Annotated in this window: 16 protein-coding genes; 7 read left to right on the plus strand and 9 right to left on the minus strand. The window is 57.2% G+C overall.

What is annotated here, in order from left to right:
• Nucleotides 1-9 precede the first annotated feature (9 nt).
• The 5 genes from NBT81_RS09290 to NBT81_RS09310 all read left to right on the plus strand — a co-directional run bounded on the left by NBT81_RS09290 (nt 10) and on the right by NBT81_RS09310 (nt 2,812).
• Nucleotides 10-600, plus strand: coding sequence for a DUF7342 family protein (locus NBT81_RS09290; RefSeq protein ID WP_338737842.1), 591 nt, complete (start codon nt 10-12; stop codon nt 598-600).
• A 103-nt stretch (nt 601-703) separates the two neighbouring features.
• On the plus strand, nt 704-1,222 hold the full coding sequence (locus NBT81_RS09295; protein ID WP_338737844.1) for a DUF7342 family protein: 519 nt from the start codon (nt 704-706) through the stop codon (nt 1,220-1,222).
• 89 nt (nt 1,223-1,311) lie between these two features.
• Complete coding sequence (locus tag NBT81_RS17325; protein ID WP_425498628.1) at nt 1,312-1,656, plus strand: hypothetical protein; 345 nt, start codon at nt 1,312-1,314, stop codon at nt 1,654-1,656.
• 65 nt (nt 1,657-1,721) lie between these two features.
• Nucleotides 1,722-2,333: a winged helix-turn-helix domain-containing protein gene (locus NBT81_RS09305; protein ID WP_338737848.1), complete on the plus strand. Its 612-nt coding sequence runs from the start codon at nt 1,722-1,724 to the stop codon at nt 2,331-2,333.
• Nucleotides 2,330-2,812 carry a hypothetical protein gene (locus NBT81_RS09310; protein ID WP_338737850.1) on the plus strand — a complete coding sequence of 161 codons (483 nt, stop codon included), beginning with the start codon at nt 2,330-2,332 and terminating at the stop codon, nt 2,810-2,812. The genes NBT81_RS09305 and NBT81_RS09310 overlap by 4 nt, the downstream gene beginning before the upstream one ends.
• Nucleotides 2,813-2,900: 88 nt before the next feature.
• Here NBT81_RS09310 and NBT81_RS09315 read toward each other — a convergent pair whose 3' ends face one another.
• The 4 genes from NBT81_RS09315 to NBT81_RS09330 form a co-directional block, all read right to left on the minus strand.
• Nucleotides 2,901-3,545 (minus strand): ribonuclease H-like domain-containing protein, encoded by a 645-nt coding sequence (locus tag NBT81_RS09315; RefSeq protein ID WP_338737852.1) that lies wholly within the window; start codon nt 3,543-3,545, stop codon nt 2,901-2,903.
• Nucleotides 3,542-3,862 carry a hypothetical protein gene (locus tag NBT81_RS09320; RefSeq protein WP_338737854.1) on the minus strand — a complete coding sequence of 107 codons (321 nt, stop codon included), beginning with the start codon at nt 3,860-3,862 and terminating at the stop codon, nt 3,542-3,544. The genes NBT81_RS09315 and NBT81_RS09320 overlap by 4 nt, the downstream gene beginning before the upstream one ends.
• A 2-nt stretch (nt 3,863-3,864) precedes the next feature.
• The gene (locus tag NBT81_RS09325; protein WP_338737855.1) at nt 3,865-4,704 is read right to left on the minus strand and encodes a hypothetical protein; all 840 of its coding nucleotides are present in this window, start codon (nt 4,702-4,704) and stop codon (nt 3,865-3,867) included.
• Between the two features lie 875 nt (nt 4,705-5,579).
• On the minus strand, nt 5,580-6,770 hold the full coding sequence (locus NBT81_RS09330) for an ISH3 family transposase (protein WP_338737857.1): 1,191 nt from the start codon (nt 6,768-6,770) through the stop codon (nt 5,580-5,582).
• A gap of 287 nt (nt 6,771-7,057) precedes the next feature.
• On the opposite strand from NBT81_RS09330, the gene NBT81_RS09335 reads away from it, so the two are divergent.
• A complete protein-coding gene (locus NBT81_RS09335) occupies nt 7,058-7,921 on the plus strand; it encodes a DUF2250 domain-containing protein (RefSeq protein ID WP_338737859.1) in 864 nt (287 codons plus the stop codon).
• A 207-nt stretch (nt 7,922-8,128) separates the two neighbouring features.
• Here NBT81_RS09335 and NBT81_RS09340 read toward each other — a convergent pair whose 3' ends face one another.
• The 5 genes from NBT81_RS09340 to NBT81_RS09360 form a co-directional block, all read right to left on the minus strand.
• Nucleotides 8,129-9,772, minus strand: a complete 1,644-nt coding sequence (locus tag NBT81_RS09340) for an ATP-binding protein (protein ID WP_338737861.1) — start codon at nt 9,770-9,772, stop codon at nt 8,129-8,131.
• On the minus strand, nt 9,772-10,437 hold the full coding sequence (locus NBT81_RS09345) for a hypothetical protein (RefSeq protein WP_338737863.1): 666 nt from the start codon (nt 10,435-10,437) through the stop codon (nt 9,772-9,774). The genes NBT81_RS09340 and NBT81_RS09345 overlap by 1 nt, the downstream gene beginning before the upstream one ends.
• 73 nt (nt 10,438-10,510) lie before the next feature.
• Nucleotides 10,511-11,776 carry a DNA double-strand break repair nuclease NurA gene (locus NBT81_RS09350; RefSeq protein ID WP_338737865.1) on the minus strand — a complete coding sequence of 422 codons (1,266 nt, stop codon included), beginning with the start codon at nt 11,774-11,776 and terminating at the stop codon, nt 10,511-10,513.
• Entirely contained in the window at nt 11,776-14,487 is a 2,712-nt protein-coding gene (locus tag NBT81_RS09355; protein WP_338737867.1) for an SMC family ATPase, read from the minus strand. Before NBT81_RS09355 ends, NBT81_RS09350 begins: the two co-directional genes overlap by 1 nt.
• Nucleotides 14,484-15,992 (minus strand): DNA repair exonuclease, encoded by a 1,509-nt coding sequence (locus NBT81_RS09360; protein ID WP_338737869.1) that lies wholly within the window; start codon nt 15,990-15,992, stop codon nt 14,484-14,486. Before NBT81_RS09360 ends, NBT81_RS09355 begins: the two co-directional genes overlap by 4 nt.
• A gap of 1,545 nt (nt 15,993-17,537) precedes the next feature.
• Between NBT81_RS09360 and NBT81_RS09365 the strand changes: the two genes are divergently transcribed.
• Nucleotides 17,538-17,846: a hypothetical protein gene (locus NBT81_RS09365; protein WP_338737870.1), complete on the plus strand. Its 309-nt coding sequence runs from the start codon at nt 17,538-17,540 to the stop codon at nt 17,844-17,846.
• The last annotated feature ends 278 nt before the right edge of the window (nt 17,847-18,124 follow it).

An 18,124-nucleotide genomic window follows, 5' to 3' on the forward strand; every position in this document is an offset into this window, starting at 1 on the left:
CGTTTCTATATGAACGACCGAAGCCCACCAGATGAGTTTGCAGACGTCAACGAAGCGGTCGGCGAGGAATGGGAAGCGGAAACGACACCCTACGAGCGCATTCGACACGTCGTTGCGCATACGTACAGCCCTGTCTCAGCTGATACCGTAGCTGACGATGCACGAACTGCTTCAAAGACCGCCCGAAAGCACCTGAACACACTCGCAGACGAGGGGTTTGTCGAGACGACACCCGGCGAACATGGCGGAACGCTCTATCGGCGCTCACCCGAATCACTCGTCGTCGAACAGGCTGTTGACATCCTCGAGCACGTTTCGACTGACGAACTTGTGACGCGAATCCAGGAGATGTGTGAGCAACTCACCGAGTATCGGTCCGAATTCGGCGTCGAATCACCCGAGGAGTTGGTTGTTGATCAGACGAATCAGACGCTCTCCGAATCCGGGTCTCCAGAGGACGAGATCGACTTAGAGACGATTCGTGAGTGGAAGACGCTCCGCCGAAACCTCGCGTTCGCGAACGCTGCGATCTCGATCGGCAATGCCGAGCAATTCGTCGGCACCGGCCATCGCTCAATCGGCGATAGCGGTCTTGCCTGAGTGAGCAAACTGGGTGGGGCTGTCGACCTGACAGTATGGGAAGACAAAAGAATATATTTTGGTCAGAGAAAGAAATATGTGGTCTTAGTCCGTTGGTCGAAGTATGTCAGATGACGCCCGTCGCGACGGACCGCCGTCATTCGACCGGCCATTCGAAGGCCAGGACACGAAACAGCGCGTGTACGGCGCGGTCCTCCATGCGCGGGAGCCGATGACGGCCGCCGAGATTGCCGAGCGTGCGGACTGCTCCGAAGAGTCCGCACGGACGCATCTGTCCTTCTACGCTGACCTTGGCATCGTTATCCACCACGATGGCCGTCCAGCTCGGTACGAGCGCAACGACGACTACTTCGAGTGGCGCCGAGTGAATGAGTTGGCGAACGTACACACCGTCGAAGAACTACAGGCCCGGGTCTCGGAGTTCACCGACCAAATCGAAGCATACCGCGAGGAGTACGACGCTGACTCGCCCGGTGACGTCGATGTTCTCGAATTCGACGCCGAGCGCGTTGACGACGTGTATGCGGACCTCGGGGACTGGGCGACCGCAATCGAGGAGCGCCGGCTCCACGAGCGTGCCCGCCAGAAGGAGACTAGCTCCACAGCACCCTCCCACGGCTGACAATGGTACCGTCCGACGACGGCGCGAGTCCCGCGCCACTGGACCGTGCGGTGTTAGAGCGGATACAGTCTCGATTCGCTGGCCATCAGATGTTCAAAGCAGTGGACCTCGTCGAGGAAGGGAAGTTGTATCTCCGTGTCGAACTCGCCGGTGATTACTACCCGGGTGATGTGTCTGCTCGGTTTGAGATTCGATGGTATCGCAACGACGATTTCACCGTTCACTATCAAGAAGAGCACCAAGAGAGCGTGTGGAAGTGTCGGTGGGATCGTCACCTCAGCAGTCACAACGAACGAGATCACTTTCATCCGTCGCCGGACGCAAGTCGTCCCGACGCAGAAGACGCACAGTGGCCCCAAGACCATCGTGACGTCTGCCGCCTTGCCCTCGATTACGTCGAAGAGCGAATCGAAACTCTGTGGGAACAGCAGTGAATAGCCAGGTTAACAAAATACTATCCCACAGATTATTATGCTGTCCTCGCATTGTTTAGCATATCATGTCCGAAGAGATGCCCTCGCCCTATCGAATGGTCTCGGATGGCGGGACCGAACACCGCGACGTAAACGATGTCGTCGAAGAAGAATGGCTTGAGGAGACGACGCCGTTTGAACGAGTGTACGAAATCATCCGCACTACCTACGACCCTGCATCCGCCGGAGAGATCGCCGACCGTGCTCGCGTCTCGGCAACCACGGCGCGAAAGCACCTGCGAACGCTCGAAAGCGCTGGCGAAGTAACAACCTCCCAAGACGGGCAGACGACGTGTTACCGACGATCGGAAACGGCGATTGTCACTGAACATGCACAGTCGCTCCTCGCGGAACTGTCCCCCGAAGAGATCTCGTCCGGTATTGCTGATATGAAGGCACAGATACAGGAGTGGCGTGAGGAGTATGGTGTCGATTCCCCCGAAGAATTCGCCCGTGAACTAGACGTCGACGACGTCGACAGCGACTACGGTGCCCTCCTCACAGAATGGCAAACGACGCGACGCAACCTCACACTCGCACAAGCAACACTCGCAATCGGTGAAGCAAGCAATACTGGCCATCTTACTGACACAGATACCGACGATGAGGGTGATAGCGATGCATCCATCGTCGTATGACCAACGACAAGACCCCTTCTCAACATTCGCAGCCGGTCGAGCAATCGGAGGTGTTTGGACCTATTGACGCCGGGGCGTTGCGTGAGATTCGAGACCTGATCCTAGAGCAGGAGCCGCTGGCCGAGACAGCATCACTAGATGACCCGTTGAATCCACAGACGCTCTCGGTCGAACTGTCCGATGGAGTCGGTGCAGCGTCAACTGCTCGAATCGACATCCGGTGGAGTCTAACCGAAAACTATGCGATCCACTACACGGACGACCGGCATCAGAATTTCCGGTTCGATTGTCACCCGAAACCGGACGCGCCGAGACGACACTTCCATCCACCACCCGACGCTCCGAGTCGTCCCGTCGAGAAATCCTGTATTGCTGTGTCTGAGACCGGCCTTGTGACGCGAGCGATTCTTCAACGGTGGCGATACGCCTATGCTCACGAGACGTTCGAAGGAATCAACGACGCTGAGAACCCACCATAGCCCGACTCGTTGACGACAGGCGTGTTCTCCTTGTCTTACAGCGGTGGATGGCGGGGACTCGTGTTTTCGGGACGGATACAACTTGCTCTCAAACGACTGGTTCGAGTGACTTCATCGAAAAATCTGACTTCGAGCAATACCGTTCTGCAAGCTCCATCAACGCTCGGGTCCGTCGAATATCGGCGACGTTGTGGATGATAAGTGGCTCGTAGGCACCCTTCTCCCATACGGTGACTGCCTCGCTACTGTCGGTGAATGGATCACGCTCGTTCAATCCGGCACCGATCAGTTCCTCGTAGACGCCACTCAGTGTGTCTTCACTCGTATTGAAGCGTGTCTCGAAGACGTCCATCACGTCGACGTATGGCAACGTGCCAAACGGCCACTCAAGCCCGTGCGTACAGAGCCGTGTGCGGAGGAACGGGAGGTCGAATCCTCCGTTCCACCGTTCACCGTTGTACGCAACGAGCTTTGCATCACGTTGGGTGAGTGTCGACGTGACAAACGTCGCCAGTTCGTTCAGGAGTTCCTGTTCGCTGTCGTGGAGTGAGAGCTGTACAGGTGTCTGGAGTGTGTCGTTGAGCCGATTTGCGAGGCCTGTTTGTGGTGCCGTTCCGGTATGGAGAAACACTCGCGACGAGACCGGCGAGTCGAACCCAACTACTGTGAGTTCACCATCGGCCTGAAATCCCGTCGTTTCGATATCGAAGGCAATCGTCGTCAACCCCGTCATTCCACACCTCCAGTGTCACCTTCGGCAGACGATTGCTGCTGTTCGCCCACAGTTTCCGAAAGCCGTTGCTCAAGCTCTGCTAGGCGCTCTTCGTGGTCGTCGAGGCGGGCCTCCTGTTCGAGATCGACGCTGAGTAGCGCCGGCAGCAGCGGATTCTGGTGGTTCAACAGCCCGCTCGCGTCGGCGTGCTCGCGGGCGTACTCGAACAGCCGGTCAAAGCGCGGCTGGTCGCGACGCCGCAGTGCCCGCCGGAACGCCGCCCAGCGCTCTTCGATGGCCCGGAGCGCATCCCGGTACGTCGGGTTCGTGCGCCCCATCGCTATCGGCCTCCTGTACCGCTCGCCGTCCACGCATCGAGCAGGGGGTCCGCGGTGGCCGACACCGTCTCACCGTCAGCTGTGACGCCCGTCCCGACATCCTCCGGGGTCGGCGTCGACGCCGCCGGCGTCGTCGGTTCCACGCCGACCTGCGTGGCGCGTGCCGCGAGCAGCTGCCGCCAGTACGCGAACGTCGTCTGGTAGTACGCGCCGTCGTCGACGGGATAGACGAGCGTCTCGAAGTCCTCGCCGACGACCCGTGGCCCCATTCGAGTCTGCTCGCACTCCAGGTGATGATCGGCGACCGTCGCGATCGGTTCGGTGAATTCGTTTCGTTCGTTTCGCGTAACGAGCACCGGGATGTCGTACCCATCGGCGTAGGTCGCCAACCGGGCGAGAGTTCGGGCCTGGAGGGTTTTCGCGTAGGTCTCGCCGAGGGTATCGTCGGCGCGGTACTGGGCGTCCACGGCCGGCGCAACGATGAGGGCGGGTGTGTGGGGGGATGTGTCCTCGTCACGGCCTGATCCCCCTCGACCGGCCGCCCCGACGTCGGTGGTGGACATCTGGATCGACTTGTTCACTGCCGTCGGGAGATCACAGACGGCGCCGTAGTGCTGGTAGGCGGTGAATCCGCGTGCCACGTGGATTCGGTTGAGCAACCGTTGACTGGGCGCGATCTGAGCGAGTGTCGTCGTCGTCGCGTGTCCGTTTGCGTCGACCCAGAAGGCGGGCCCGTCGTGCAGGAGGAGATGGTCGAGCACGAGCGACTGCAGGATCGGGACGCCGCGGCCCCCCTCGACGTCGAGCAGCGTGATGCCGTCGTCGAGCTGCGGCAACAACATCTCGTTCGTAGCCGGATCGGCCTGGTCAGCGAGGGACCGATTGCGGTCAGCGCCCCGAGTTGGCTGGTCCACCGCCAATCGGTTCGCCGTTGAGTGTTCTCCCATACTCGACTAGAGGACTATATTCCCGATAAGCCGCGGCGTGGCGCTTCCGCGTTTCAGGAAACTCGACTTGGTCTCCTCCAATCCCGGTACAGTCCCGAGTAATCCCTGTTTGTATCCCGTTTCCGAGAATAGTTCCTGAATCAAGCGTTCTCCGTGTTAACCAACTCCCGCCCGTATTGCTGGCGGTGTGTTGGTTAATACTTCACAGCTGAAGTTCATTCATATCCGGCCGGAAGGCCGGGCCGCCTAGTTGTCGGACCTCACCCGGTTGTAGCTCCCGTCGGGGCTGGACCCGCGACCTCGTCTACACTGACTCTGGCCGCCTCTAAGAGGCGTCAACCGTTCGACGGACTTGTCTTCATATCCCGCAGATGCGGGGGCGGTTGATGTAGACGGTCCATCGGCAGGGAGGGCCGCCATACCGGCCGCCAATCCGGAGTCAGGCAGGTTATAGGGGGTCAGAGGACCGGTCATCCTATCTCCCAACCCTAGTTTAAATATATAATCCTCCGGTCGTCGCACAAGCTATAAGACAAATTCCTGGGAAATTGCACTATCGCTAGTTGTCCACTCTATCGATAGCGCCGGTGGCAAGAGTCCGGTTTAACACGATAAGAAGGCCGAAACGAGACGAATTCCACTCCTGACGCTGCACCGAGTTAGAAAAATATCAAATACTTGGCTGTTGTCCGCTGTGGCAGTTATTTCGACGACCGTCAAAAGATAGCTGTCGCTGTTCGCCAGCCTCGCTTCAGCCGAAGCGAGGCGGCTCAGCCGAGTCCGTGCTCGTATCCTGGTGGTAACCCTTCACTGTTTGTCCGATGCTTTTGCTTCCAGCCGAGCTCATCGTCTAACACCTGCTCGATCCCGTGGAGAAACCCATCACTGAACGTGAAATCTGTCGGGAGTGCTCGCCCGCCACGCCGTGGCCGGGCGAGCACTGCCCATTGCAACACGAGCCACAACTGCTCCAACAGGAACCCGACACCCACGTAGAAGAGCCGAATTATCGTCGATGGCGTCGTTGTCAAAGCACGCGCTTCGCGGAACTTCTCATAGCTCTTCTCGATCCGTGACCGATGGTTGTAGACCTGCGCCACTTGCTGCGGCGTGCGGTCTTCCAGACCGTACGCCGCGTAGCCCGTTTGTTTGAGCCCTGATTTTCCACGATCACCGTTCTGGTAGGTGACGTTCACTGCCAGCGGATACGTCTGTTCGTACTCTTTGTCTTCACAGACCGTCTCTTCTGTCATATGCGAAGCAGTGACAGCAAGTTTCTCCCGGAGCGAGTCTTTCCGGGTTATGACCGGAAAGACTGGCGGTGCTGTCTCCCGAAGAACACCGATTAACTCCCCGACGAAGGCGTCTCTGTCCATGAGGATCTGGTCGGTCTCGAATGGATATGTCTCGACGCGGGCGAGCACGCGCTCGACCGCGTCGGCCTTGCTGTCCTCGCCATCAACTGGTTCAACTGCCAGTGTTAGTGGCTTTCCCTGCGCGATGACGAACGCAGTACAGTACCGGTGACACTTCGTGGTTCCGTCCCGTGCTTCCATTCTCCTGAACTCGTCCTCGTCGTCTGGATGACCGTGGAACGGATTGTCCATGAAGTCCAGACAGATGGTTCTCGACCCGCCGCGGTCGAGAACCGTCATTGCCACCAGTGCGAGGATATCGTTGACAGCATCGAGCATCGGCTCTTTCTCCAGGGTGTGCAACCAGTCCATCACTGGCTCGCGGTTTGGCGTGTCCTCAGTATTCGTTGTGACGCCGTTGACTGAGGTTGTGTCAACAGCAGCTCGTAAGACGACTTCCATGATCTCCTCGGAATCGAGGCCAGAGCCCTCGATTCCTTCCATCGGTATCAGCTCAAGCAACTCCATGCTAAGAGACTTCAACTGGCTGTTCGAAATGTACTCGTCCGGATCTGTGAGGATGCGTTTGAGTTTTGGTAGCCTCATCACGCATCCATCCGGACGGCGGCTGAATCAGGCGACTGATTCAGTCGCGTCATTCTGATCACTACGTGTCAGCAACTGGTCTCTTGAGCCAGAGTGGACAACTAGCGATATTGATATCGTCGGTTAGTGGCTGTGCTAAGCGAACAGAACTATTCGTGGCTGCCTCTCGGTATGAATCGTCGAAATGTTCGGCATTGTTCGCCCGATTCCTGACGAGGTTTCCATACACCACGGGATAACGCCGACACGGTGGATTCAAACGGACGGCCCAGAACTACTCAACGAGGATGGTCTCGCAGGCCGAGATTGACCGCCTCAGGCTGGAAGCAGACACGATTATGACGCGCTACCAGCAGGTCGAAAAAGCGCTGGATCAGGCCCGATCCAAGTCTGGCGACCATTGGGACACAGGCGAACTGACGGTGAAACTCGACACACCCCAGGGAGAAGCAATCGACGTCACCTTGGATCTCGATTCCGATCCAGCGAGCAACGCACAATCACGGTACGAGCGGGCCAAAGTTCTCGAAGCCGAACTCGAACGCGAACAAGAGATCGTCGGCCAATTGGCCCCGCTCCCAGCCGATCCAGTCGCCTACCTAATCTGCTATCACCTTGACGCCGTTGAGGGGAACTATCCACGATCGATGGCTGGCCATCTCGATGCGCAGCGCGAGCACGTCGAATCGTTGTGCGAGGACATGGAAACAGCTGGACTGCTCGAACGCGTCGAGTCAGGCACGGTGAAACAGCGCCGCGTCAAAGCCAAGCAGGCCGACGAAGTGCGCCAGCACCACACCTACTACCGGCTCTCCCGGGAGGGTGACCATCTCCTGCGATTTCTCGATGAACCCGACGGACAGCTGAACGTCCTGCGTCACCTTCCCGACGGGCACACGCTCGTTCGACGGCTGGCGCGTGGCGGACCAGATTACCCTCGGATGACCGCCGAGGAACTGGACATGGAGTTCGAATACGTCCGCCACCTCTACCGCGCGCTTCGACAGGTCGGCCTAGTCACCGAATACGAGGGTTCCACAATCAAAGGAACCGAGCGGAAGCTGAAGCCAAAGGATGAAACTCATCGGAAGCACACGTACTACGTTACGACCGATCGTGGCGACAAGATGCTCCGACGGTTAGAGGAGTGACGTGATTCTATCTTTCGAGTTGCGCCCAGATCATCCGCAACGGTTCCGAGACCATAGGGAGTAGACCGATTCGGTAGGAAGAATGGCTATTTGCTGAGCGTTGGTACTCCGGTAGAGGGCCAAGGAGTGCCCGCAATTGGCTGGAGTCTCAGGATCAAAAACTAAGCGTATCTTTGAGAGATAACCAACCATTCACATACTCCTCGATCAGTCCAAGTCTTGCACTCCTGTCGAACCACCCTCACCGAAATCAGCCCCTTCTGATCGTGTCGGTTCGCGCTGCCGTTCATCGTAGGCATCATGCCACTCTTCGATGACTGGCCGGCTTCCAGCTCCGTGGGGTGTGCGTCGCTGTCGAACCTGGATCAAGGCTGGCGTGTTCATCGCATCCCCTGAGACGACTGCTTGCCCGGGCGTCAATCCTGGAAGTTCTCTGAGAACATCTTCGCCGGCGGCTTCGACAGAATTCTTGATCGCGTCTTGGTCGTTCGGGTTCTGGATTTGCATCGAGATCTGCGTCCCACACTGCGATAGTACGTCTTGATCGATTTTCGACGGTCGTTGACTGATAATTCCGAGTCCGAACCCGAACTTGCGGCCTTCGGATGTGATCGTCCGCATGATTCGTAACGACGGAGCATCACCAGAGGCCGGGGCAAACCGATGACCTTCCTCAAAGAGCGCGAATATCGGATGGTCGATTGCAGACTCGCGGTCCCGTACGTCATCGAGTCGCTCTCGATACATCCGTCGTAAGAGAACGGTGGTAATGAGTTGCTGATCCCATCGATCCAGCGTGTCCATCTGAAGCACTGTACACTGTCCTGGATCCACAATCTCGTCCAACGGGACGTTTTCTTCGGGATGGAAGAGATCATTCCGCTCGATCGACCGTCGGAGTCGCCACTCTAAGGCACCAACACTTGCGTCATCGTCACCGTAAATCCGCTCCATTTCGGCAATGAGTTCGTCTACGCCCCACGTCCGACTTTCCTGTCTCTGCATCGCGCGCCACGCCGTCGAAAGCCGCTCTTGCATCCGATTACTCGGATTGTCCAAGATCGCCATCACGTCGCCGATCTCCAGTTCAGAGATGCGAACGCGAAGTCGCTCCGGGTCATAGTACACGATATCCGGCTCGTACCCATCTTCATCCCGGAAGGCCGCCTCGCCCTGCATGTCAGCCAAGGTATCGTACTCGCCATGCGGATCGAACACGAGTAGTGATGCGCGTGCACTCGGCCGCATCATCTCCTCGATCAAGACAGACGCGGTGTAGGATTTCCCGCTACCAGTCGATGCGAGGATCGCCAAGTGTGTCGAGGCGAACTCCTCGATTGGGATGTGAATGTTCGTCGCTTCAGCGGGACGGTTCAACAGCCACCCGACGTGCGCGATGCCGTCCAGGTCAGCCACATCCGTACTGTCCGTTTCACACCCGAGATTCGGAAGCACCGTTTCGAGTTGCTGATCCGGTGCAATCGACAGCGTTGTTCCCGGGTCCGGGAGCTGTCGCGGATTGGCGAACGTAGTCATGTCGGTGTCGTAGTATCCGATGACCGTTGCCGTCAGCCGGTACAACTCGGTGTCATCGGTCGGCACACCGAGTGTCGCCGCGACCGTCTCCGGGCCGACTTCTGGATCGGCGAGGAACCCCTCCGGCAAGCCTCTGATCAGTTCGCGGTTCGTGACACGGGCAAAGACCGACCGCTCGCCGCCATCGGCCGAGACGGTGTACGTGATGAACTCGCCCGTCTTGATCGACCGGTCCGATGGGGTTACGAACACGAATTCGTTCGGATCTTCACCCGGTCCAGCGACGGTCCCGACGACGTCCGAGCGGCCAGCCATTAGACCACCCCTCGGCGTTCTCGTGCTTGCCACTGCACGTTCTGTTCAACGACATCAAGGACCCGCTGGTTCGGGTCATCCTCCGGAAGGAGTTCCCGTAACCGATCAATGAGTGTGACGATGACCTCCGCACCGAGGTCTCCTGCGATATCCAACAGTCGATCCATGTACGCCAGCTGAATCTGGTCGTCGATTGAGTGGAAGGAGCGCGTGATTTCATCCGGACAGTGGAAGACGGTATCATCGACTTCCAACGTCCACCGCGGCATCTGATGCGTCGGATTCGTGATCGTCCGGTCATCAGTGATGACGGCAGTCCCGAGCAGTGCGACACCGGCGAGTGTCGTGCGTTCCTCGATGTAACCCGGGGTGAATTGCGCCTGATCGTCTTGAGCTAATCGTGGGCCAGTACGACCCTGGTCAGGATCGATCAGTTGCGTATCGTAGATCACGCCCATGACCGCGTGCTCGGTCCCGTCGATGGTTTTCTCGATGAAGACTGGTTGGCCGAACTCGCGTTCGTGGAGTTCCGGTGGTCGCTCACAGTCTCGTTCCTTGTAGACCTCGACGACATAATCTAAGTGACTATTCGAAGAGACGACACTGCCAATCTGAACGCACGAATCGAGGTCTAACTGGTCGCCGGCTGTCGAGTGATCGGTCATTGGGTTCCTCCTGTCCTGTTAGGTAGTGCTGCAGCGGTGTCTCTGGTTGGTGAACTGCTGGTGTTGTGGTGAATCATCGTCGTCGAAGCTCCTTGCTGAGTGCTTTGGCGTTCCATTCGAGCGGCACGTCGTTCGAGTCAGCCCACCGTTGGACGACTCGCTGGAACTGCTGGCGGTCCTGATGGTCTAACACGGCGTCGCTATCGACCTGTTGCAGGATTTCGGGGTACCCCCGCCCGATCCCTGCTTCTGCCCGGACAATGTCGACGGTGTACTCGTACATCGAGTCGTAGGCGTCAGGCCCGTCACTGCGGCAGAGCCAGCCAGGGAACTCGATCCGGTCGAGTCCAGCGCCTGGCGGTACATTCAGGTACGAGAACAGGATGTCGTCGCGGAATTCGTACGCTTCCCCGTCGTACGTTGCCTGCAACGCGTCGATGCTCCCGTCGCGTTTCGAGATGAATGGAATCGTCGTGTCGCCCCACGGACTCATCAGCTCGGTCAGTACGTGGGCGTCGGGAATAACGCGATCAGTATCGAATTCATCGGGCAAGAGCAGTCGCGTCATTTTCACGAGTTCGGTGGCGGACGACCCGGCAACGTACCCGACCAGCGGAACCTCGTGGTGTTGACTCGCCGCGATGACGCGACTCAGCGTCGAGATGTACCGCTCTCTGGTCTCCGGCTTCAGCGGGTTCGCAAACGATGCGATCAACGGTCCGTCGTAGAACGCGACCGGCGTGTGGTCGATGTCACCTGCATCACGCGCATCGGCTATGGCCGAGAGTTGGTCAATGAGGAGCTGGCCTTCGTGCTCGAACCGGTGATGGCCGACGAGTTGGGAATCAACGAACCGGTAGTCACCGTCGCTCGATTCTTGCGTGACCTCGTCAGGCGTCAAGAGTCGTCCCTCAACGCCGCGGTCGAGCCGTCCCTCGGCGTGATGATGGTTGACTGCCCACGCCGCTTGAACGTACGCGAGCGGGACATTGAATTGTGTTGTCGGCGGGAGCTGTGACCCATCGACAGCCAGCACCGGGACGTCACGAATAATCTCCCGCGCCCATTTGTTGACCTCCTCGTGATTCTCCCACCCGTCACTCTCCGGGTACGGGACAATGATGCTGTCCACGGCATCAAACTCGCCCGTCGGAGACGCCCCTGGATATGATGCATCCTGCAGCGCCGCGCGAATGTCATCGGACGTCCACTCGTCGGGCAATCGCTGAAACGCATCTCGATATCGCTCAACGATCCCCGTATCGTCTTCGAGATACGACTCGATCGTCTCAACGTTCGCCTCCAATTCGGACGCAACACCGCGTTTATCGATCGGCATTAATTGACCGATACCTCCGACGTCTGCCGGTCTTTCTCGACGGTGATCGTGTAGTCAGTCATCGAATCGAACGTCTGGTCGTGACTAATGACCGTGAGTTGCTCGAAGCTATCCAGCTGTTTGAGCTGAGAGACGAGATTCCGTTTCTTTTGCCGGTCGAGATTCGCCGTTGGTTCATCTAGGAATGCGACGCCGACTGATGCCAACTGCTCTAAGATCGCCAGCCGCACGGCGAGTGCAGCCGCCATCTTCTCCCCACCACTCAACGTCGAAAACGACTTCTGAACATCTGCGTCGTGCACGACGATCTCGTAATCGCTCGTCCACTCCAGCGTCTCAGCCGACGCGCCGCGAATCGAGCGGAACAACTCATTCGCCCGGGATCCAATCCGGTCGGTGATGATCTCCCGCATCTTCGGCCCGGCTTCCCGGACGTTCTCTCGCACCCACTCGGCGAACTGCTGATCCGCTTTGAGTTCTTTCAGTTGTTGGAGTTTCTTCTGACGCTCCTTTAGCTTCGTCTCCAATTCCGCGATTTCCTCGCGCTCTTTCCGCAAGTTCTCCTCCTTCTCATCAAGCGTCCCTTTAGCCCGCTGGATCTCTCGCTTGAGGTCCTCGATTTCTGACTCTAGCGTCTCGAATCGCTCCTCATCGAACGACGCTTTCGTTTCCTCCAGTTCTGCCTCTGTTTCCTCGAGATTCGCTTCGAGGTCCGCAAGCTTGCTCTCCAGTTCGTCGACTCTCTCCTGCCGCTCTTCCACCTGCGACGCCTGCTGCTCGTGCTTGATATACGTCTGATACGCCGATTCCGTCTCCTCCAGCGTCTCCTTGGCCTCCGCCAACTCTTCATCTAGGCCGTCAAACTGCTCCAACTCGTCTTTGATCTCCACGAGCGCCGACTGTTCCTCCTCCAATTTGGTGCGCTTTTCGTCCAACTCTGCAGGTACATCAGCATGGTCGTCGACCCGGAACTCGGCAGTCTGGTACTCATTGTACGTCTCCTCTAAGTCGTCTCGCTCGGCTTCGAGATCAGGGAGGGCCGTCAATTCGTCTTCCAAGTCCGCTAACTCCACTTCTTTCTCTTCCTTCTCGGCTCGCAGGTTTTCGATCTCATTCTCCAACGATTCGATTTTGTCTCGATGAACAGGCAGCTTATCGGCACGCTGCTTGACTTCCCTCGCCGCCTCACGCTGCTCACGAAACTCAGCTAGTTCTTCAGCCAGTTCCTCGCGTTCCGTCTCAATCTCCTCGATCCGGGCTTCACGCTGTCCGATTGCCTCCGACCGATGGTCTTCGTCTAACGGCCGGTCACACGTTGGGCACGGCGCATCAACATCCGTATCACGCAACCGATCCAGTTGATCTTCAAGTCGCTCGCGCTCGCTTGCCAGCTGCTTCCGGCGCGCCTCCCGGTCGTTGATCTCACCGGAGAGCGTTTCCGGATCCGTTGTTTCCTCCCACTCCGCTTCTATCTCCGCGATCGTTTCCTCTACCGACGCGATTTCCTCTTCCCTCTCTTCAATCTCCTCGACCAACTGTTCGATGTCTTCCTCCAACGCATCAACGTCGTCCTCACCGTCTTTCAGCGATTTGATGCGCTCATCGAGTTCCTCGTACCGCTCCTTCTCCGCTTCACGCGCCTCCAGTGTCTCCCGGGCGTCTTCCAGTTCTTCCGAGTCCTCTTCCAGTTGTTCGACCTCGAATCTGATTTCCTTGACCGTGTCTTCCTGTGCGTCGTGTTTCTCAGCCAGCTTGTCTCGTTCAGCCTCTCGTTCCTCTAATTCTTCCTGCCGCTGGCTCGCTTGCTTGTACTCACGGTACCCCTCACGATTCGCCTCGCATTTCTCCTGTGCCTCTTCGGCCGCTGCGAGTTCCTCCTTCGCCGTCTCCAAATTGCTCTCCGTCGAGTCGATGTCCCGCTCCAGCGAGTCAACCTCTTGATCAAGCCCTTCGATTTCCTCTTCGACAGCCTCCAGTTCTTCGTGCTCAGCCTCCTTCTCCGACAATTCACTTGATTTCCGCTCGATACGCGCCTCAATCGCCGAAACGTCATCGGCCAGTGATTCCGCTTCCGCTCGCTTGTCCGGCAGCCCCTGTACCTCGCCGGTGAGCGTATCGATGTCGCTACGAAGATCCTGTTGCTGGCTCTCGATCGCGTCCGGGATGTCCTTGAGCGTCTTCCACGATTCCTCGTACGCGTCCAGATTCAGCAGCGCATCGAACGTTGCCTTGCGATTCTTGGGCGTTTGCGAGAAGTCAGATAGGAACCGTGTCTGAGGCACCCCGATACTAGAACTCCAGAGACTGCTCAACTCGTCCCCATCTTCAACATCGAAGCGCGCGCACAACCAGTCCACAAGCCCCTTCTTGGAATCGATATCCTGATCCACCCACTCGTTAGCATCCGGATCATACCGGTGGACGCCGTACTTCGATCGGCCAACCGATCGAACAACCCTGTACCGTTCCGTTCCATTCTGCGTGTCTTGCTCGAACGTGATTTCGACGGTGCCCGAACTCGCGCCTTCCCGCACGAACTCCTTGTTGTTGAACGGGAGCGAGTCGAACAACGCGAACCCGATAGCCTCCTGTATCGTCGATTTCCCGGCACCGTTCTCACCGAGAATCGCCGTTACGCCGCCTTCGATCGGCACGACGGTCCGGTCGGCGTACGACTTGATGTCTTCCAACGCGACCTCGGTGATTCTCATTCCTCCACCACCCCCTCCGTTTCAGCGTCTGCGTCGCCACGGGCCGTGTCACCCGACGTCTCCTCGTCCGTTTCAGCATCGGCGAACGGATCCTCTTCTATATCCAAAACCACGTCGTCCGCCAACTCCGGGAACAATTCCTGTCGCGCTGAACTCACCGCGTCACGGATATCCTCGACTGCTTCGTCGGCCTGCGCCATCTGGTGGGCGTTCCCTAACACGTCAGCGACATCGGCTGCGCTGTCATCGTAGATCGATTCCTTCGCAACCGTCTCGAAAACGCGGTGTTCCAGCGCAGCCGTGTTCAACTGCCCATCTTTGAACACCTCGTCCTCATCGATTTCCGAGATGAGTTGCTGCACGTTCGCCGTCCGAATTCCCGTATTCACCTGTACGTGCAGCGCATCGCACGCATCTTCCACCCACGCCGCGAGTTCATCCGTTCGGAGATCTCCACGGCTGAACTGCAACGTCCCGGTGAATCGGAGGTCGATAATCGGCGCTCGCGGCTCACCCCGTGCCATGAACGCGTCCTGACTGCAGTACTCCGTCATATCAGCCTGCACGTCTTTTACATGTTCCTGAAACGCAGTTTCGAGGTCTCCGGGTGACTCGTGGGCGGTCACCTCGAATTCAATCCGGTAGTACGGCCGTCGCTTCGTTGGGTAATGCTCCACCTCAAACTCGGAGGTGTCACTACCGGCATCGGCTCCGCCAATGTCGAGTGTGACTGAGTAGTAGCCGTGTTCCCACTCGGCTCGCCCTTCGCGGGTGTTATGTGCTTCCGGTGACCCGGGGTTGTAGATCCACCCACCAGACTCGTACCGCTTGTGAATGTGTCCAAGTGCTAGGTAATCCACGACGTCCTTCAATTCCCGTAGCTCGCCGTGGGTTACCGTCCCGCCGAGTGTCGGGACCTCATCTTCAATCCCGAAATGCGCCAACAACACGGTCCATGCCGGCTCACCATGCATCTCATTCGTCTCCTGGATTCCATTCGCCACTTGCTGGAGCGCCTGGCCCGTCTTCGCGCCGCGCCACTGCAAGCCGAATACGCGAATCGGCCGGTCCAAGTCCGCGACATCGATATCATAAAACCCTGCAGACTGCCCCGGTTCGTCCGGATCGTACGGGTTGAACCACGCTGTCTCTGGATCCGCATTCAGTTCGGCCTTCAGGAACACTATGTGCCCGCGCTGATGCAGGTAATTCAACCACGTCACGTCCCGCGGCGTCAGGTTTTCGTCGTGATTGCCACGCGAGACTAACACTGGCACCTCATCAGGGATCCGTTCGAGTTCTTGTTCGACCTGATGCAGGATCTTTGGCCGCAAATCACGCGAGTGGAACAGGTCACCCGGTAACAGAATCGCATCGGTCCCGCGCTCCTCGATCATCTCTTGGAACGCAGCACGTGTGGTTGATACCATGTCGTCCTCGCGTTGTTTCAACCCGTACTGTCGATGGCCGAGATGTGTATCGGCGATGTGCGTGAGCGTCAACATGATCAGTAACTCTTGGAGGGTATCTATTCAGCTAAGCGTGCTACCAGATCACGCAGCTGAGAGTGTATGCCCACGTATAATCGGACGGATATTAAATACCAGTCAACCAGAGTGAAAGTGGATCTCAAACCGTCTGAGCAAAGACTAATTCCAATTCGATAACATCGAATACGAGCCGAAAGAATGCGGCAGCGACGTTGAGCGCGTTGCAGGGGGCAACCTGAAGGTCTTGAATACCCGACATGAGTATGAAAGGAAGAGATTCAAACCGTGGTGAGCGTGGGTTGTACGTCTTTGAAGGCTGCGAGTTGGTCGCCAACAGAGACCTGAACATGACGGAGAATGCGCGAGCGAAGGCAACTCCGAATCCTACCCGGGATAGGAGTAACGGCTGTTTGGCACAGCCATCGGTACGCTTGTTGGATAAGTCAACGGATAAAGTCGCCCCAGAAGAACAGGTTGTCCTGTAGACGGTAATATCCCAACGTGGGAATCCCAAGGCTGAAGCCGCGGGAGGATGTCAAGAGCTACTTGAGCTATCGGAGTCATCACGTCGCGCAACGACAATGCCCGCGACGAACAATACTACCCCGAGTCCAATGAGGGCAATGGTGAGAACTCTGCCGGACAATAACAGTCCCGCCCCGACCAGTACCGCCGCAGATGCGTGGAGTATCGCGGTTGGGTTCACACCCTCATACGGGAGTCGGTAGACAAAAATGAGTCGGACAGCCCGTGGATTCTAGATAGTGTACTCCCAGAGCTCGTCTCATTCGGGCAGTGTCGTGTCATCCTTAACACCGGTACTCCCAGCGGGTGACGCCGCCGCTACGGTGTCCGACAGCGCCGGAACCCCAAGGTAACAAAGCTTTGGACGGCTGTCCGACCCCGGTCACCAACCGTGGTACCAGCCGGTCCGTGCTGACCTTGCTACTGCGGGCGGTTCTCGTCGTCGGTGACGGGCTTGAACACCACACCGTCGACGAGATACCCTTTGGGGTGATCCTCAACTGTGACGTTCGGGTCCTTTTGAGACGCCATAGCGACCTGCGCGAACGATAGTTCCTCCCCGTCAGTACTGACATACTGCGTTGTCGTGTCGTGTTCCTGGGCTATCGTACGGGTTAGTAGTCTTTCATTCACCGTGGCTCAGCGTAGGCGTTTTGTCCGTCCACAAATGGATCTTCCTCAACAGATCGTCCGCAACCCCTTTTATATTCCACTTACTGGGCTTGAAACGGTCGAAATCGACATCTTGAGATCAGGGGTTTGAGCCTTGGTTCGAATCAGCAAACATGAGTTTCGAACCAATAGAATCGGACACTGCGCTTGAAATGTATATTGAACATAGGGAAAGTAGTATGTCCGAGGTGACGGTCTACTCACGTCAGTCCCGTGTCGGACACTTCGCCCGGTGGTGCGCTGACGAAAGGATTACGAACTTGAACGAATTGACTGGACGGAAGCTGCATCGATTTCGGCGAGTCACTATATTGTCCTAATATTGGCATAATCTTATTTGTCTACAGCGACCGTGGATGATATATGGATGATACCGAGTACCGTGACATTGCAGAGTCTTTAGAAATAGGAGACAAAATCACTCTTGAAGCTGTAGAATTTGACTTTATTGTGTCAGAATTTGTTAGAGATCCTAATCTTGAGTGTCTGATCGTATTCGGGAAAAAAGACCACTATCCCGAACGTGGGAATTTTACCAAAGTGATGTTTTGTGGCGACAACCCTGACTCCAAGCCTGCCATTGCAGTCGATGTATACGCTGAAGAAGACCATGGAAATCAAGTAGGAAAAAGCACATACGATGAAATTAGAGACATTTCAGTGGTAGAGTAAGCACTTCGATTCCAGCTTAATTTCGTGATAGGTAGCGTAAAACGTACCCGGACAGGCCGGATCAGGGGCTATTCACTTCTTCCGTATCAAGCCGGATGAAAAAGACAACAACTCGGCCACAGAATCCATCTCTCACAGGCCCTACGTCACGACTATGTATATCTTCACGAAGTTCCACTTGGCGCTGTCTCCGGTTGTCGGTGTTGTATAACTCACCAGTGCAGACTCTTTCTGGACCCTGCTGCCAGTTCAGATCCGTAATCTCTCACTCTGGCGGA

Source organism: Haloplanus sp. CK5-1, assembly GCF_037201915.1.
In the GTDB taxonomy this organism is placed as follows: Archaea; Halobacteriota; Halobacteria; order Halobacteriales; family Haloferacaceae; genus Haloplanus; species Haloplanus salilacus.

What these genes read in the sequence shown, in the direction of transcription:
- NBT81_RS09360 (WP_338737869.1), bottom strand. Translation starts at nt 15,992, where the DNA reads ATGTTGACGCTCACGCACATCGCCGATACACATCTCGGCCATCGACAG.
- NBT81_RS09310 (WP_338737850.1), top strand. Translation starts at nt 2,330, where the DNA reads ATGACCAACGACAAGACCCCTTCTCAACATTCGCAGCCGGTCGAGCAA.
- NBT81_RS09365 (WP_338737870.1), top strand. Translation starts at nt 17,538, where the DNA reads ATGGATGATACCGAGTACCGTGACATTGCAGAGTCTTTAGAAATAGGA.
- NBT81_RS09340 (WP_338737861.1), bottom strand. Translation starts at nt 9,772, where the DNA reads ATGGCTGGCCGCTCGGACGTCGTCGGGACCGTCGCTGGACCGGGTGAA.
- NBT81_RS09355 (WP_338737867.1), bottom strand. Translation starts at nt 14,487, where the DNA reads ATGAGAATCACCGAGGTCGCGTTGGAAGACATCAAGTCGTACGCCGAC.
- NBT81_RS09325 (WP_338737855.1), bottom strand. Translation starts at nt 4,704, where the DNA reads ATGTTGTTGCCGCAGCTCGACGACGGCATCACGCTGCTCGACGTCGAG.
- NBT81_RS09290 (WP_338737842.1), top strand. Translation starts at nt 10, where the DNA reads ATGAACGACCGAAGCCCACCAGATGAGTTTGCAGACGTCAACGAAGCG.
- NBT81_RS09350 (WP_338737865.1), bottom strand. Translation starts at nt 11,776, where the DNA reads ATGCCGATCGATAAACGCGGTGTTGCGTCCGAATTGGAGGCGAACGTT.
- NBT81_RS09305 (WP_338737848.1), top strand. Translation starts at nt 1,722, where the DNA reads ATGTCCGAAGAGATGCCCTCGCCCTATCGAATGGTCTCGGATGGCGGG.
- NBT81_RS09320 (WP_338737854.1), bottom strand. Translation starts at nt 3,862, where the DNA reads ATGGGGCGCACGAACCCGACGTACCGGGATGCGCTCCGGGCCATCGAA.
- NBT81_RS09330 (WP_338737857.1), bottom strand. Translation starts at nt 6,770, where the DNA reads ATGAGGCTACCAAAACTCAAACGCATCCTCACAGATCCGGACGAGTAC.
- NBT81_RS09335 (WP_338737859.1), top strand. Translation starts at nt 7,058, where the DNA reads ATGGTCTCGCAGGCCGAGATTGACCGCCTCAGGCTGGAAGCAGACACG.
- NBT81_RS17325 (WP_425498628.1), top strand. Translation starts at nt 1,312, where the DNA reads ATGTTCAAAGCAGTGGACCTCGTCGAGGAAGGGAAGTTGTATCTCCGT.
- NBT81_RS09315 (WP_338737852.1), bottom strand. Translation starts at nt 3,545, where the DNA reads ATGACGGGGTTGACGACGATTGCCTTCGATATCGAAACGACGGGATTT.
- NBT81_RS09345 (WP_338737863.1), bottom strand. Translation starts at nt 10,437, where the DNA reads ATGACCGATCACTCGACAGCCGGCGACCAGTTAGACCTCGATTCGTGC.
- NBT81_RS09295 (WP_338737844.1), top strand. Translation starts at nt 704, where the DNA reads ATGTCAGATGACGCCCGTCGCGACGGACCGCCGTCATTCGACCGGCCA.